This is a genomic window from Filimonas effusa (assembly GCF_004118675.1).
Classification (GTDB): domain Bacteria; phylum Bacteroidota; class Bacteroidia; order Chitinophagales; family Chitinophagaceae; genus Filimonas; species Filimonas effusa.
Window position 1 is genome coordinate 1,022,142 of record NZ_SDHZ01000002.1, and the last position, 16,918, is coordinate 1,039,059.

Sequence of the window (16,918 nt, forward strand, 5' to 3'; positions counted from 1 at the left end):
CAACAGTCCCATGCAGAAATGTACTGAAAAGCCTTTTCCTATTCTGTGTAAATGCAACAGCAATAAGCATATAACAACAAATTGCCTTTTAACACCTATTGTTGCAGGCAGGCGAATAAAACGAGGCCATATCATAAGCGCGATACGGCCTCGTTTTTCTCGGGTAACTGATGGAGAAGGGTTCCCGTTTAAGCAATTCTCGGCGGCTATTTTTATTTTATTGCTCAATGAAATCATCTCCGGCAAGTGTATTATAACATCTGTGCTTTATTCAATTATATATATTTTCTTTTCGGGGATGCTAATGGCTATTTTTTTGCCGAGCCAGTTGATACTTGTCAGGCCTTCGTAGATAAGTCCTTCTACAAATACTACGCGTGGTGATTCTTTTTTGCTGACGCCGTTTTCGGTGGTTATAGACTTAAGTGCGCCAATATAATAGCGATTTGTTTTCAGGGTATCGAATTCGCTTTTCCTGCTGATCACCTGCATGCCGGCCGTATCAATGGACAATGGTTTCATGAGGCGGGAGCTGATATAGTAAACATCCTTACCGGAGCCGGCATCGAGGAGCACCTGGGCATTGAGGGTATCGTTTAGTTTTACATTCGTGAAAATGTCCACTGCTTTGCCTGCGTGATCGGAGAGCTGGATATCGATGGATCTTTTTTTATCGGCGGGCTTCAGGGTTCCGAATGTCAGCGTTTTATTGGTATAGTCGATTGTAACGGGGATGTTACGGAAGGCCTGTAAGGAGATGAGGCCGTCGATCCCGGGCAGATCGAGATCGAAGCTGCAGTAGTACTGGTCTTTGAACTTTAAGGTGCCTAAAGACAGCTCTTTTGAGACCAGCAGGTTGGCTGCAATCTCCTCTCCTGTTGAGCGGTGTCCTACAAAGAAGTGGTGTGTTGGCTGCGCGTGGAGTTTCTTTGCATATTTTCCGAAGACTGCGTTCAAACCTGCGCCTGTATCGAACACAAAGTTTCCTTCTTCTCCATCCATAGTGGCTTTGATGATGATATGACCGCTGCCTGCCAGGGTAAAGGGAATGGTAACCGGGGCATCCTGGGCCTTTACGAGGAGGCTGACTGACAGTAGTATCAGCAACATAGTTTTCTTCATAGCAGTTCATTTGTTGATTTCAGCAAAAGTATTTCATTCGGCGTTCAAAAAAGAGGGTGTGGTTCCTGCATAAAAAAGGGTGCGCGGACATGAGCCGGCACCCTTTATGGTAAACAAGTAACTGATTATTTATTTACATACACCCTAACGGCGTTTGTTTTAATCTGCTGTCCATTATCCAGAGTTACCAGGAAGAAGAAATAACGAGCCAGGTAAGCTGCTGTAGCGCTGCCCCTGTTTGCTTCTGTAGGGATAGCTCCACCTGTTTTTGTTACATATTCTGCCAGTGTAGTGCTATAACTAGCTGAGGTTCCACTGCCTGCTACCGGCGTATTATAATAGTAGCTTGCAGTAGTGTTCAAGCTGAGATAAGCGGTACCGGAGGTTCCGGTTGCCACACGTGTGATTTCTTTGATAGTTCTACCACTGTTGGCAGGAATGTTCAGTTTGAAAGTGATAGCACCTCCTGCATTATAGGAAGTTGCAACCACCGGGAAGTTGTTCATCAGATAAGTATCTGAGAAGGTCACCGCCACCTCGGGGACGCTGTTGGATACACCATCGAAGCCATCCTTTTTGCAGGAGCTGAACGCCACCAGCAGCAGGCATAAAATATAAAGAGTTCCTTTTTTCATACTTGTAATTTTTATAATTGCCCAATCGGTTTACTAAAGCGCCCACCAAACTTTTACGTTTGTTAAAGGCCTTGGGTTAGGCTGGTTAGGATTCGCGTTAGATTCGCTGGAAACATAAGGATAACGGCGTGGCATTGTGTTTGGGTCATCACCTTCTGTAGTCAACGGTATCGTTAACGCAGGGTAACCAGTTCTCCTGAAATCGTTATAAGCTTCATAAGCGTTATTAACGAGGGAGATATACTTCTGGGTAATGATCTGCTTTAACTTGTCGGCGGTAGTACCTGATAGTGTAACAATTGAAGGATTATCGTTGAAGTAGGTTGTGATCTCAGCATCTGTTAAACCAGCAGCTTTCATGGCAGCTTTGATACCAGCCTGATAAAGCGTATTTGGATCACCTGCGGTACCAAAGCGCAGTGCAGCTTCAGCAAGGATAAAAGATACCTGATAGGAGCTGAGCAGTCGTACAGGAACATCACCACTGGTACCTACAACGAACGTACCATACACAGATCTGTTACCAGCAGGAGTAGGAGCCGCAAACGGAGAACCGTTATCGTATGCAGTGAATACACCGTTAGGCTTTGTAAAGTACTTAGCCAGACGAACCGTATCATTTTGTGTGCGCATAAAGCTCAGGAATCTTGCACTCAGCATTTGCGTACCTGTGATAGATCCTGCGAAATCCTGTACATAATATGCGTTGGGATTTGCTGTGGTATAAGGCACATTATAGTCGTAAGTAGCGGCGTCGATATAAGGAGCACTGCTGCTAAGCACACTGTTGATCACTGATTTAGTGGTATCAGGAGCAACATTGGAAACCTGCAGGGCGAACTTCAGTAATAAAGAGTTACCGAAGCGGGTCCATTTTGCGATAGTACCTCCATAAACCAGGTCGTCGGTCGTAGGCGTAAGCGCTGTAGTTTTGGTAAGGTCGGCCAAGCCTTCTCTCACCAGGTTGAATAAGCTTTGTATTCCTTTTGAAGAATTTCCGAGGTAGATATCCTGTTGCGCTTCAAAAACAGGTGTAGGGAATTCCAGCCCGCGGCCTGCCTGTGTATAAGGGATATCGCCCCAGAGATCGGTAGCCATGGCTATCACATAAGCCTTTTGCAATTTGGCGATACCCGCGTAAGCAGGGCTCAGTGCATTGGTTTTATCGATCAGGATGTTGATATTATTCAGTGAACCACCGAATACTTCACCATTCCATTGGTTATCCATGCTACCGATATTCCACTTGTCATAAGCATAAGCAGTACCGCTGATACCTGCGCTATACTGCATCAGGTGTGCTGCGGCTTTGCTCAACTCGTTACTGTTAGCGAAAGCCATGGACATAGTAGTAACCGGCAGGATCGTTTTTGGAGGAACGTCCGTTGGGTTATTTGGATCAGTATTAACATCCAGGTATTTAGAGCAGGATACCAGCGTCAAAGAAGCTAAAGCTGCACCCGCCAATGTATTTTTTAGTTTGAACTTCATAGTAATAAATTTAAAGAGTAACACGTAAGGCGGCACCGTAGTTTCTTGTATTAGGAGCACTCAACAATTCCAGACCGCGGATATTACCCGCACCCTGTGTATTCATCTCCGGATCTATAGGAGAGTTGGGAGCATAGAAGAACAGGTTACGTCCATAGATGCTCAGCCTTACACTTTTCAACACACCGCTTTTGATAACATCACCAACAAATTCATATCCTAAAGACACTTCGCGAACACGGAAGGTAGTAGCATCGAACACTGCAAATTCATTTGAAGTGCTAGCACCTGTGCTGGAACCAAAGCTGCCATTCCAATATGTTTGGGAAGGAACCTGGATATTGTTCTGAACATAAGAACCATCGGCCCTTGCTATAACACCGGGAAGTACTTTTGGTAAGTCTCGGTCTACAGCAGTTTCTTTCAGAGAACCATTTGCCCGGAGTGTACTAACAGTGAAAGAAACGATATCGCCGCCTTGCTTGTAGTCGAGCAGGAAAGAGAAAGAGAAACGTTTGTAGTTGAAAGTGTTGGTTAAACCTGCGCTCCAGTCCCTGTTAGGATTTGCAACGATCTGGTTAGCCAGGTAACCAGCATAGTTACCAGTGGTAGAGTCGATTAAACGCTCCCCTTTGCTGTTAGTCAGGAATTTAGAGCCTAAGACTACACCAAATGGCTGACCTTCAACGATAGAAGGAATAAGGCCTGAATAAACAAATCCACCGATCTGGAAACTTTTTACAGAGTGGTCGGCTATGACATACTGAACTTTGTTTTTGTTCTTAGTGAAGTTGCCGGAAACGTTCCAGGAGAAATCTTTAGTTTTAACAGGAGTACCTGAAACTGTAAGTTCAATACCCTTGTTAGTCATTCTACCTACGTTAGCAACTTTAGAAGAATAACCTGTAGAGCCTGCAAGACCTACCGAAACGATCTGGTCTTTACTTAGCTGGCTATAATAGGTGAAGTCGATGTTAAGATTGTTTTTAAACAAACCAAGGTTAAAACCGCCTTCTTTAGAAGTTGTGAATTCCGGAGTAAGGTTAGGATTCGCAATTACATTGGAAGCACCGAAACCGGCAGTTGTTCCATACGGGAAGTTGAAAGAGGCTACGTTATTACCAAGTGCATAGGAATAGAAAGTGTTGCTGGTAGAATAAACAGCAGCATCTTTACCCACTCTAGCCCAACCTAAACGCACTTTCGCGAAAGAAAGGACATCTGATTTGAGACTGGGGATCGCATCGGTAAGCACAAGGCTGGTATTAGCAGCAGGATAGAAATAAGTATTATTTTTCTTAGGCAGTGTAGAAGAGTTATCTACGCGGCCTGTTAATTCCAGGAAGAGGTAGTTATTATATGCCAGTGATAGCTGACCATAGAAGCCCAACAAGCGCCTGGTAGAACTGTATTCGTTAGAGAGGGAAAAATTGGTGGCATTGGTAATGTTATAGTAGCCAGGAACAGTTAAACCATAGCCCACTTCAGAAATTTGCTGGCTTTTCACCTGGTTGATGTTTTGACCTAAGAGCAGGTTTGCATTCAAACCTTTGGTGAAGATGTCATTTTTCTTTGCAGTAATCATGAGGTCTCCGTTGATCTCATTCCTATAGTACATATCTTCCATGACACCACCAGTAGCTGTACCTGCAGCACCGGTGAATACGCTACGAACGATTTGTGTAGAACCTATAGCAGTAACCCTTTTCCTACGGGTGGTATAAGCATCCACACCTGCGCGGTAAGAAACGTTCAGCCAGTCGGCAACGTTATATCCAATAGTAAATGAACCGAGGATACGTGCTGTATGGCTGGTAATAGGGTTCTTATTAAGCGCGTAGTAAGGGTTATCACCACCGCTGATAGTATCTTTCAGACCAGTACTATACGTGTTAGGCAGGAACCAGTTATTGTATCCACCAGGCGTAGTATAGTTGTTCTTGTAGTATTCCATATCAATGCTCCTAGGAGTAGAATAAACCCTTGTAGTAGAACCGTAAGATGAGTTAGCACCCTGTGTTGCAGAATTCTGAACGGTAGAGAAGTAAGTTGCGCTTCCCTTGACGCTCAGTTTATCGGTAAGCTGGCTGGAAGCGGAGAACTGAATGTTGGTTCTGTCGAATTTGGTAGTAGGGATAATACCACGGTTATTAGAATTACCAATAGACAAGGTGTAGTTATTCTGTGCATCTCCTGCATTGATGCTGAGGTTATTTTCTACAACTTTACCTGTTTCAAAGAAATTTAAAATATTATTAGGGTAAGCTTTGTACTCAATAGTTTCACCCGGGTTATATTTTCTTCCGTTTACAACAGGGCTAGTGCCGGGAGCAACTATAAGACCATTGGCCAGTGTAGGAGTGCTGCCGAACTTAGGTCCCCAAGAGTTAGTAGAAATAGCAGAGAAGACACCATTTGCGCCCTGGCCATATTCGTTCTGTAGTTCGGGGAAACCGTAAATCTTTTGCGCCGTGTAAGAAGAGTTATAAGTAACGCTTACAGCACCTTTTTTACCAACACCTTTTTTAGTGGTGATAATGATGGCACCGTTAGAAGCTCTTGAACCGTATAACGCAGCAGCAGCGGGGCCTGAGAGCACGTTTACGCTTTCAACGTTATTAAGGTTAAGATCCATAGCCCTGTTTGCGGACTGATCGGTGTACAAACTAACAGTACCTTGATCGAGATCGTTACTGATAGGAATACCGTCCACTACGAATAAAGGTTGGTTACTACCAGAGAAAGTAGTCATACCCCTGAGGATAATGTTAGTAGATGCACCTGCAGAACCACCAGCAGAAGTGATATCGGCACCCGCTACTTTGCCTTGCAGGGCATTGAGAAGGCTACCGTCACCTTTATCTGCGATTTCATCGCTTTTAATGGTTTGAGTAGCGTAACCCAGGCTGCGCTTGCTTTTGGTGATCGCAAGAGCGGTTACAACCACATCGGACAGGTTCTGACCAGTAGCATGTAACGTAACATTGAAATTAGACTGGGTGCCCACTTTTACTTCCTGGGAGCCATATCCAACTAAAGAAAGAATAAGTGTAGCACCTTGCGCGGCAGTTACGCGAAAAGTACCCGCGTCATCAGTAGTCACCACTTTTTTTGTTCCTTTAATAAGCACTGTGACGTTAGGAAGCGGCACAGCTTTCTCATCCGTTACCTTGCCGGTAACTGTGCGTTCCTGTGCCCAGTTTTGGATCACAAGCAGGCAAGCACACACAAGTAATAGCAGTTTTCTCATGTAAACTGGTTTTGATTTAATTAAAAACTTGTAAACAAAAAATACATCTACGTTTAAACGCAGATAAAAGCTTCAGAACTTAGTCTTTACGCAAAAAAACTTCATCAGCATTTTTGCCGGCCGGACATAGGATCCCAAGCAAAACAGAGATTTATATTAGGGTTGCTTTTTAGCCGAAATAATGGATAAACCGGAGATTGGATTTTTGTCCGGTGGAGGATAAAAGCTATATGGCATATAGCCACCGGTGGGGCGCGCACCTACAGATGCGTACGCAAGATTGTTACTTTTTCTCATGTTTTTATGCAGCTTGTTAAACTTTATAGAATACGTCTTTTTTTAACTTGCCTGGTGCAAGCTAATAAAAAGAACAATAAATGCGAATATTAATCTTAAGTTAAATCAAAATTTAATGTTGTTTCTTTCGAAAAAGCCAAATTAAAACTGGTAATAATATTAAGTTAGTGAGTGTTCCTGTAACTAAAGTGAGGGACGTTAACCAACCAAGCGCTTTGGTTCCACCGAAATCGCTTATGCAGAAAATAATGAATCCGGCGATGAGAACCAACGAGGTATATATGATACTTACGCCCGTATGGTGAATTGTTTGTATAAGCGTAGGTTTGACTTCGCCATTATAAATTGGGAGTTCCTGTTTATAATTGACTAGAAACCGTATCGTGACATCGATGGCTATACCCAGGGCCACACTAAAGACAAGTACGGTAGAAGGTTTTAGAGTTACCCCTGTCCAACCCATTACGCCGGCGGTAACCAGCAACGGAATGATGTTCGGAATTAACGAACAGAGGAGTATGCGGAAGGAACGGAACAGGTATAACATACATAAGGCGATGAGGCCAAATGCCCATAAGATACTGTCGCGTAAGCCATTTATGATGAAGATGGAGCCTTCGAGAAAGGTTACGCTGCTGCCTGTGAAGGTTACATGATATTTTGCGGTATCGAAAGTCTGGTCGGCCACCTTGCGGAAATCGGACAGGAGCACCGGCAGTTTCCGGCTTCCGATATCTTTCATGTTCACGCTAATGCGGGCCACCTGTTTATTAGAGTCGATAAATGTGGATAACAGTTTATCGATGCCGCCGGATTTGGGTTTTACGCCGGAGGAATCTTTGGAGCCGTTGCCCTTGAGGTATTGGGACATTACGGGGATATCGAACTCGGTAGGAACGGCATAATAGGAGCTGTCGCCATCGTAAAACGCCTGGCGGGCAAATTTCAATCCTTCGACGAGCGAAAGCGGCCTGGCGGTTTCGGGCCTCATGGCTATGTAGTGAGAGAAGGAGTCGATCTTCTCAAGCGTTTGCAAGCCACGCAAGAGGCCGTTTTTCTTTTTGGTATCTACCAGGATCTCCATTGGCATTACGCCGTTGAAGTTTGATTCGAACCATTTCAGGTCTTTATATATAACATCTTTTTTTGGAAGATCGTCGACGATGAAGCCTTCGCTTTTCAATTGGAAGATGCCTGTGATCGCAAAAATGGTAACCACTGCGGTTACACCGTATACCCAGCTGCTATGTTTGAATGTCCATTTTTCAATTTTCACCAGCAGGGCTTCGAGTGTTTTATTTGTGAGGTAACGCATTTCACGGGCTTTAGGCACGGGCAGGTAACTAAGTACGGAAGGAATAAATAAGAGTGTGATGAAAAACAGCACCATGATATTGATGCCTGCCACGGCTCCGAATTCTTTCAGGAGATCGCTTTTGGTAAGTGCGAACACGCCGAGGCCTATTGCTGCTGCGATATTACAGAACAGGGTTACGATCCCCATTTTACCTACCATGTTCACCAGCGCCAGTTTTTTGTCGTTGGTTTCTTTAAAGGAGGTATGGTATTTATTGAGGAAGTAGATACAGTTGGGGACGCCTATCACCACTACCAATGGCGGGATGAGGGTTGTTAACAGGGTGATTTTATAACCGAAGAGCACCATGGTGCCAACGCTAAAGATCACTCCCATTCCTACCACCAGCAGGCTCATGAACATGGCGCTTATGGAGCGGAAGAACATTAATAATGTAATGGCGGACAATACGAGTGAGCCAATGAGGAACCACTGCAGTTCTTTCTGGATCTTATTGGCAACGGAGGTGCGGATGAAAGGCAAGCCGCTCACGTGTACCTGCAGTTGTGTTTCCTTTTCAAAAGCATGAACCGGGGCCATAATGTCGTTAATGAGGCGGGTTCTTGATTTGCTGTTGGCTGTATCTTTATTCACCGTAACGGCAAACAGGTAAACTTTAGATTCCGGGTTGTATAAGATGCCGTTGTAAAAGGGCATTCCTTCGAAAATGGCGCGGCTGCTGTCAAGTGACGCCTGGGAGCTTGCGGGTGTTTCGAATATTTTTCGTGGTACCAGTTTCTCGCTGCTGTCTTTGGCCAGCTGGATGGCTTCGGGTGCATCGAGGATAGCCTCTACCCCTTTTACCTTGCGCAGTTCCTGGTGCATTTTAACTGCTGCGTTAAATACGGGAACCGTAAAGAAGTCTTTCGTTTCTACTCCCAAGACCACTGTGCTGCCATCGGTACCGAACTTTTTCAGGAAAGCCTGGTAGTCCTGGTACTTCGCATTGTCGACGGGTATCGCCCGGGTAAATTCGTAGCTGATCTCCACTTTAGAAGCGTGGTAGGCCATGAAGGCTGTTGCAAGCAAGAGGAAGATTAATAAAGGTAATCTGAAACGAAGTATGAACTGTCCTAAACGATACCACATATGCTACTTGGTCAAAGAGGTAAATAATGGTGCAAAGAAAGGCAAAAAAAGAGCCCCACAAAAATGTAGGGCTCTAATGCTATTACTGTTTTTGTTAATTTAAAAGTCAAGTCCGAGTGCAAAATAGTACACAGGGTTCTTAAACAGGGTGCCCATGGGGTATCCCAGGTCGAATTTCAGGAAGTACCCGAGCACTGTAGTTCTGGCGCCGAAGCCGTAACCGCCGGCAAACGGGCCAATACCCCCGGCACGCAGTTTTACGGTAAGCGGGTTACCTTCTTCAGGCACTTGTCCTAATTGGGGGTCGTCGCGCATGGTGACGAAGTACGAGGTTGGGCGTTCGATATTCTTGAAACCTCCCGCCCAGGCGGTACCCAGGTCGAAGAACTGCACCAGCTGGAAGTTGCGGATGAATGCGCTATTGATAGGTTTACTGAATAAAGTGCTAAAGACAGGCAGGCGCAGTTCACTGTTCATTACGACAGCATTATTACCATTGGCAATGTTTTGTTTAAAGCCACGCATGTTCACTGCCAGCGACTGGTAAACGTAGTTCTGGTCTGCGGCAGGTGCGGGATACTGGTTGTATTTGGGTCCGAGCCAGCCGTCGACACCACCCAGGTAATAAATGATCTTCTGGTTGCCAAAAGAGAAGTCGCCTGCTGCACGCACCGCCCAGATGAAGTTGCGGTAGATCTTGAGGTAGTGGCGCGCATCGAAACCCACGTTGAAGACATTGGTACCTGTTTCGGGTGTGGACTTACTGATAGATTTATAAAAATCGCCATAGACCTTGTAACGGAGACCGTTCCAGATGTTCTGTGCAGGGTTGATGGTATTATCGTAAACGAATTCGAGGTGGCTTACCAGGGTTTTGGCAACGGTATCGGGGATTGCCAATCCTTCCTGTACGGGCTGGCCGTCGAAGATGCTGAAAGGCCTGATGGCCAGGCGGTCGGTACGGTAGCCGACATTGGCCCTTATGCTTCTTACCTCATCCAGCGGATAGGAAAGGTTCACCTGGTAGAGGTTGGTAAACAACTTATTCTTAAAGAAATTAAGACCTGCGGAAGATCCTTTGTACATACCATAATAGTCTTCGGTTGTACTGCGGAAATAGGTAAGTCCCCAGTCGAGGCGTCTTCTCAGGTTTTCGAAGGTCATGAACACGTCTTTGTCGGACAGGTTGTTACCGAAGCGGAAGCCGCCGGCGATCTTAATATCTTCCATGAGATCGCTTACGCCTACGCGGAGTGACCAGTTAAAGTCGGAGCCGTTGTTGAGCTGAACGGGTAATGCGCCGCCCTGGTAAGGCTGGAAGCGGTTGATAAGGATATTATTAGAGATACCGGCCAATACGTAGTCGGAGCTGAACTTATACTTATAGTTGAACAAACCTGCTTTTTGCAAGACCGATTCCTTCATGGTTGCCACGGGCGTTGATTTAGCCACTGGCGCTGCGGGCGTGGTTACGCCGCCTGCCGGTGGTGTAACCGGGCGTGCGGGGCGTTCTTCTTCGAATTCGTTCTGGAAGACGTTGTTTTTAGGATCGGTTGCGGGTCTTGGCGTAGGCTGGATGATAGTACGTTCTTCGCTCACCCTGTCTTCCTGCATCCTTTTTTTCATATAATCTGTTGGGCGGGCAGTAACATTCCGTTTCCGCAGTGTTGCCGAGTCGACACGTAATTTATACAGGAATTTGAGGTCGCCTTCCCGTCGTACTTCGCTCACCTGTCCGTTGTTGCCGGCTATGCGGGTTTCGAGCAGGTTGCTCTGGTAGTTGGTGATGGGGAAAGTATAGGTAGAGTCTTTGAACACCTGGAAATAGCTAATGCTATCGGGTTCGGACTTCTGCCATGCGTTAAGTGTTGAGTCGATTTCCTTGTTGCTTGGGTTGCGGAGGATCTCGTCGCCTATCTGGTAGAGCGTATCGAGTCCGTCTCTTGCGGTAGAGAAGAATCCTGCCCAGCGGTTTTTGATACCATTTTCGTCACTTACGAATGTAAAGTGGTTGGTATTATACTGCATGGGGAAACGTGCGTCGCCGAACTTCATATTTGTGAGGCGGGTAATTTGTTTAAACTCGCTCTGGTTGTTGATGTCGACGAGGAAGATATTAAACTTATTCCTGCTGGGCAGGACGGTATCGGAGCTGGTGTAATCGCCCAGTGGCCTGTTTGAAGCGAAGATGATACCTGAGCGGTTAGGGAACGAAACGAATGTAGGATCGAGATCGTCGTAGATATCGTTGGTGATTTGTTTCACCCTTTCGTTATCGATGCGGTAGGAGAAGATATCGCTATGGCCGTTTTTAACGGCGCTGAGGAGCAGGGTATTGGCGTCGAGCATAAAACCTGCGTCGAGGATCTGTTCAAAGCCTTTGATCTCCTGTTTAAAGCGTTTGATACGGGCTACCGCGTCGTAAACGAACATATATGTTTTGCCTTCGCGCCAGTAAATTACGAGCAGGCGGGATCCTTTACCATCCCATGCGAGGATGGGGTAATTGGGATTGATGTCGCCGGCATAGGTTTTAACGCCGTAGCCGAGCAGGATATGTTCATCGTAGTTACCATCGACGAACTTCACGCTGTAATGTCCTTTTTTGAACTGGACCACTGCGTAGGAGTTATTGCGCGGGTTGGGATTAGGCTGAAATTTGTACACATCTTTTTTTGCTACATCTTCCACTATTCCCAGCCGTCCTCTTGGGGCATTGCGGCGCTGTTTGAGGTCTTTGATGTATTTATCTTCCTCATATGTCATGAAGTCTTTCAGGACTTCCTTGAATTTCTTTTTCGCGATGCGCTGGGAAGCTGTGTTGAGGTTTTTATACAAGCGGGCGAGGTAGAGGAAGTAGGTTACGTTCTCTTTTTTATATCGCTCGGAGATATAATACCAGAATGAGTGGCCTGCCACTAAAGGTTTGTCGAATGCGAACTGGTAGAAGTTCTTGTATTTGGAGCTGAGCATGATATCTCTCAGCTGGTCGTCTTTTTCGGCGTTCCAGGGTTCGGCGATATAGGAAACGTAGCCGTCTGTAAGCCATTTAGGGAGATCGAGGAGTGCCTGGTTGCTGGCGATTTCGCCGATATCGTCGCCAAAGAGGATATTATCGACGAGGATTCTGGCGATGCCTTCGCGGACCTGGCGGCGGAAGTTATTGTGGTTACCATCGTAGTAGAGGATGACCTTATTGTTCACGAGTTTGGTGAGCCCCCCGGCGTTCTGGACGTCCAGTTCACCGCCGATATTACTGGTTTTGTAATCGTCGTAGGTGTTGTAGATAATGAGGTTTGCCCTTCGTTGCAGGGAATATTCCACTGCGTCTTCAATGGAAGCCAGTTCATCTTCAGCTACCTGGGCAGCAAATTTGCCCAGTTCCAGGCCGCCCTGGTTAAAGTAGGTGTTGAAATTTGGGGTCTGGTAAAACTTCCAGTTGTATTTTTTGTACTGCAGCTTGTTCTTACCAAATGTAACAGAGTTTACCTGCGCTACAGTAAGGAATGGAAGCAAGGCCGTTGTAACTAATAAAATCCAAAAACAACTCCTGAAGCATTTAACTTGCATATCCGATCTTTAGATTTTTAAAATTAGCATAATTACTTGTAAAAGGCCTTGTAAAAATACGGTTATGATTAAGGTTGACGCATTTACATTAAACCCCTTCCAGGAAAATACGTACGTATTATCGAACGAAAAAGGTGAAGCCCTTATTATAGATCCCGGATGTTACTTTTCCGCTGAACAGGATACAATAAAAAGTTTTATAGACGAATCGGGCTTACGTCCGGTTCAACTGCTTAACACCCATTGCCACCTGGACCATGTGTTTGGCAACAAGTGGGCAGCAGCCACCTGGAACCTGGAATTGTATATTCATCCCGAAGAGGAAAAGATGCTGAAGATGGCCCCGGAATCGGGCGCCAGGTACGGTTTGACCTTCGACAATTACGTTGGTCCGGTGCATTTTATAGCGCCTGGCCAGGAAATAGTGTTGGGTGACGACAGGCTGGAAATACTGCTGGCACCCGGTCACTCTCCGGGCAGTCTTTGTTTTTACAGCCGTGAACAAGGCTTTCTCATTGGCGGTGATGTTCTTTTTCATGAAAGTATCGGGCGCAGTGATCTTCCTTTCGGTAATCATGAGCAGCTCATCAACAGCATTACGACGCAGCTTTGGCCGCTACCTGATGAAACGGTAGTATATCCCGGGCACGGGCCTTCTACTACCATAGGTCATGAAAAGAAGCATAACCCGTTTTTGTAAAATTTGTTCTTACAGCCGAAAATGAGGCTGACAGGGCGTGGCTAAGCCAGCTGGTAATTTGAGGGCGGTGCCGGGGGCGAAAGGCAGCAAGTATGATTTGAGGGCAGTGCAGGGTGCCGGAGGGCGTCAAGTGCGATGTAAGAGCGATGCAAGTGCGATGTAAGTGCGATGTAAGTGCGATGTACCTTCGATTATGGTATACTTATCATATATACAAGTTTACTGAAATAAGAAGAGGTGGCTCATAAATAAAAATAGCCGCTGAGCATTGCTGAAACGGGGCCCCTTCTCCATCAGGTGCCCGAGTAAAACGAGGCCGTATCGCACTTATGATACGGCCTCGTTTTATGAGTGTTGTTTTATTTTCTTTTCTGCGGCCGGGCATCTGTTACTCCTCTCCTGCTTCGGGCAGGTTCATTTTGCTGTAGGCCATGATAAATACGGCTCCCAGGTTCCTGTGCGGAGGTACGTAGTCGGCAAAGGTTTCGTTGTTTTTAAACATTGCCGACAGGTTGGTCCACAGATGCGGCCAGTTGAGGTCTTTACCGCTGCGGGCAGTTTCCATGAGGGCAGAGATCATAGGTGCATTGATTAAACCGGAGCCGGTTTGTTTTGAAGATATGATCTGTGCGTAAGGACAAATGCCGAGCACCTGGTTAAGGCTCTGGTAGCCGCCGCAGCTGCCGAGCAGGATCACTTTTGCGGAAGGTGCGAGCTGTGCAATGGTTGCATTCAGGTAATAACTGTGGCCCCTGTGGATCACCACGGTAGGGTTCAGGTTCTTTTCTGCCAGGTATTTATTAAGGTTGGCCTGCGCTTCGGCGTCGAGGCCTTTTTCTTCGTCCAATGGTTTGTTGGCGTAAATGGTCACGGGAACGCCTTTGGTTGATGCCACTGCTACCCAGTCTTTCGTATGGGTGATCTTCCAGTTAGCGTTGGAGAAGCCATTCAGGAAAGCATTGAAGACCGTTTTCCCGTCTTTGTCGCCATAGAAGAACTGTTCTACTATAATACGTCCGCTTGAATCGCGCAGCGATTGGTTAGGCATAAAATAGACGGGGGGGATACCGAGTGTGGTTGCCACATCTATTTTATTTGCCGGATCCATGGAGAGGAACAGCGTATTGAGAATGCTGTAGATGTGCTGTCCTCTTGTGTTCCCGCTGTTTCCAGCTTCTTCGAGGTTTAGCTGCACCTGGTTCAGGATGAGCGCCTGGAGGTTCTTATCGGTGATACTGGCGTAGGAGTTGGCAACGTCGACGGCATCTTCGAGGCTTTTGGTTTTATCCAATCCTTTTACGAATGCTTTCATCAGTATTTCGGCGTTCTCTTTTTCCATTGTTTTCAGGAAATGGTCCAGCGTGTTGTAGTTGGCGGCCATTTTAATCCATTTCTTAAAGTGGTCGAACTTTACGCGCATGAGTAAGGAGTCGCCGCGCGGCACTTTCATTTTCTGGAAGACCATGGGATAAACGCCGTGGGTATAACTTGACGTATAGATCTCTTCTTCGCCGAGTGTTGCGAGGTAGTATAATTCCTCTGTTGTGAGCTGTTCGAGTTTTTTGAAGCGTACGTTATCGGGCAGTTCGTGGAGGCCATTGATCTCATTAATGAATACATCTCTTGCTTTCTGCTGGAGCCTTGCTGTAAGCGTTGGCATTACGAGCGGGGTGTCGCGCCTGATAAGACGTCCTGCGTAGTCAATTTCGGTTTGAACGAGGAGTTTATAGTATTTAATGCTATCGTCCATGACAGCGTCTATTTCTTCAAAAGTTCTTTTGCCGCGGTATAGATCGTCGAGGAACGGGAAGTATTGTCTGCCGGTTTTCATGCGGGCCATTTTGGCGATCACCTTTACCAGGGGGTCTTGCGACGTGCGGATCTTTGCACCCAGTTTATTCGTTGCTGCGGCGAAGGTGTAGAGTTCTTCCTGGTCGCGGCGGGCAGCGAGGGCAATGAGCGAATCGGCATAGGGGCTATCGGGGTAACGGGTAAGGATAGACATGGTTTTCGCAGGGTTTTTCTGGCATTCTTTCAATACCAGCAGGTCTTTTGCGGGTTTTATGCCTTCGTTACCCTGGAAAGCGAAGCTACTTACCAGCAGGTATCCTATTTCGAGGCGGTTTTTATTAATAACGGGCAGGATGGACTGGTGATCATGTTCGAGCTGCATTGCTTCGGAATAGGCTGCCAGTGCATCGGCGAATGCGAGGGGTTTTATTTTGCGGGCGTTTACATTGGAGAGAAATGCCGTCATTACGTCGTTTAGTCCGCGCAGGTATTTGATCTTATCGTTATCGCTGAGCGTGGAATCGAGCTCAATGGCGGTCTGGAAGTTGTCGACTTTTGTGCCGATGGTGTATTCGGCGTGCATTTTTTGCTCCTGGTCGGCATTGGCGAGGGGGAGCGCTCCTATTGCTTTTTGAAGTTTGTCTACGTCTTCATGAAACTTTCTTCTCATCAAAGGGATCTGAACATCTGGCTTTACACTTGTTTGAGCCTCAGCGAGTGTGGTAAATCCGAGCAAACCAGCCAGTAGAAATATTTTAATCATGCGCGTCATATAAAGGATGTATCTTCCTAGTGCAAAAATACGACCAAAGCGGCAAGCCCCACCCTTAACAATTACATAATGCTGTATTCCATGTGATTACGGGAGCAAAAATTAATTTTGTGTAAACATATTGTTAAATGGACTCCAAGGGAAAGAAAGTGTTGATAGCAGATGACGAACCGGATATATTAGAGATCATAGGTTATAATTTGCGCAAAGAAGGCTATGAAACCCATACTGCCAAAGATGGCGAAGATGCCCTCCAGAAAGCCAAACAACTCGACCCCGACCTCATTATCCTGGACATCATGATGCCTAAAAAGACGGGCGTTCAGGTTTGTGAATTACTTCGCGCCCAGCCTGCCTTCCAGGACACGCTTATTATTTTTCTGACAGCGATGAGTGACGAAGCCTCTCATATCAAGGGGTTTGAGACCGGCGCTGACGATTATGTAAATAAACCCATTAGCCCCAAAGTTCTCACGAGCCGGGTGAATGCGCTTTTCCGTCGGGTAAACAAGGAAGACGGCAAAACCCTGCAAATTGGCAATATCAGTATAGACCCGGTGAAGTTTGTGGTAGCGGTAGACGGGAAAGAGGTGATACTTGCCAAAAAAGAGTTTGAACTGTTACACCTGCTGGCTTCGAGGCCGGGACGCGTGTTTTTGCGCAACGAGATCCTGAGCCAGGTGTGGGGAACTGATGTTATTGTAGGCGATCGTACCATTGACGTTCATATCCGCAAAATACGGCAGAAATTAGGCATCGACTGTATCACCACAGTTAAGGGGGTTGGCTACAAATTCGACATTTAGCGGAGGGAAAAGCCATTCGATTTCCGTAGTTTTAGCTA

Annotated in this window: 9 protein-coding genes; 2 read left to right on the forward strand and 7 right to left on the reverse strand. The window is 46.3% G+C overall.

Translation table 11 applies throughout. The features are described 5' to 3' along the window. Positions 1-267 precede the first annotated feature (267 nt). The 6 genes from ESB13_RS15440 to ESB13_RS15465 form a co-directional block, all read right to left on the reverse strand. Positions 268-1,122, reverse strand: coding sequence for a retropepsin-like aspartic protease (locus tag ESB13_RS15440; protein ID WP_129004536.1), 855 nt, complete (start codon positions 1,120-1,122; stop codon positions 268-270). Between the two features lie 125 nt (positions 1,123-1,247). Continuing rightward, a complete protein-coding gene (locus ESB13_RS15445) occupies positions 1,248-1,757 on the reverse strand; it encodes a hypothetical protein (RefSeq protein WP_129004537.1) in 510 nt (169 codons plus the stop codon). Between the two features lie 33 nt (positions 1,758-1,790). Continuing rightward, entirely contained in the window at positions 1,791-3,248 is a 1,458-nt protein-coding gene (locus ESB13_RS15450) for a SusD/RagB family nutrient-binding outer membrane lipoprotein (RefSeq protein WP_129004538.1), read from the reverse strand. Positions 3,249-3,258: 10 nt separating this feature from the next. Further along, positions 3,259-6,498: a SusC/RagA family TonB-linked outer membrane protein gene (locus ESB13_RS15455; RefSeq protein ID WP_129004539.1), complete on the reverse strand. Its 3,240-nt coding sequence runs from the start codon at positions 6,496-6,498 to the stop codon at positions 3,259-3,261. 409 nt (positions 6,499-6,907) lie between these two features. After that, positions 6,908-9,241, reverse strand: a complete 2,334-nt coding sequence (locus tag ESB13_RS15460; protein WP_129004540.1) for an efflux RND transporter permease subunit — start codon at positions 9,239-9,241, stop codon at positions 6,908-6,910. Between the two features lie 99 nt (positions 9,242-9,340). Continuing rightward, complete coding sequence (locus ESB13_RS15465) at positions 9,341-12,757, reverse strand: TolB-like translocation protein (RefSeq protein WP_246022569.1); 3,417 nt, start codon at positions 12,755-12,757, stop codon at positions 9,341-9,343. Positions 12,758-12,875: 118 nt separating this feature from the next. Between ESB13_RS15465 and ESB13_RS15470 the strand changes: the two genes are divergently transcribed. Continuing rightward, positions 12,876-13,511: an MBL fold metallo-hydrolase gene (locus tag ESB13_RS15470; protein ID WP_129004541.1), complete on the forward strand. Its 636-nt coding sequence runs from the start codon at positions 12,876-12,878 to the stop codon at positions 13,509-13,511. A 388-nt stretch (positions 13,512-13,899) separates the two neighbouring features. On the opposite strand, the gene ESB13_RS15475 is transcribed toward ESB13_RS15470, so the two are convergent. After that, complete coding sequence (locus ESB13_RS15475; protein WP_129004542.1) at positions 13,900-16,065, reverse strand: hypothetical protein; 2,166 nt, start codon at positions 16,063-16,065, stop codon at positions 13,900-13,902. 137 nt (positions 16,066-16,202) lie between these two features. On the opposite strand from ESB13_RS15475, the gene ESB13_RS15480 reads away from it, so the two are divergent. Further along, complete coding sequence (locus ESB13_RS15480) at positions 16,203-16,880, forward strand: response regulator transcription factor (RefSeq protein ID WP_129004543.1); 678 nt, start codon at positions 16,203-16,205, stop codon at positions 16,878-16,880. The last annotated feature ends 38 nt before the right edge of the window (positions 16,881-16,918 follow it).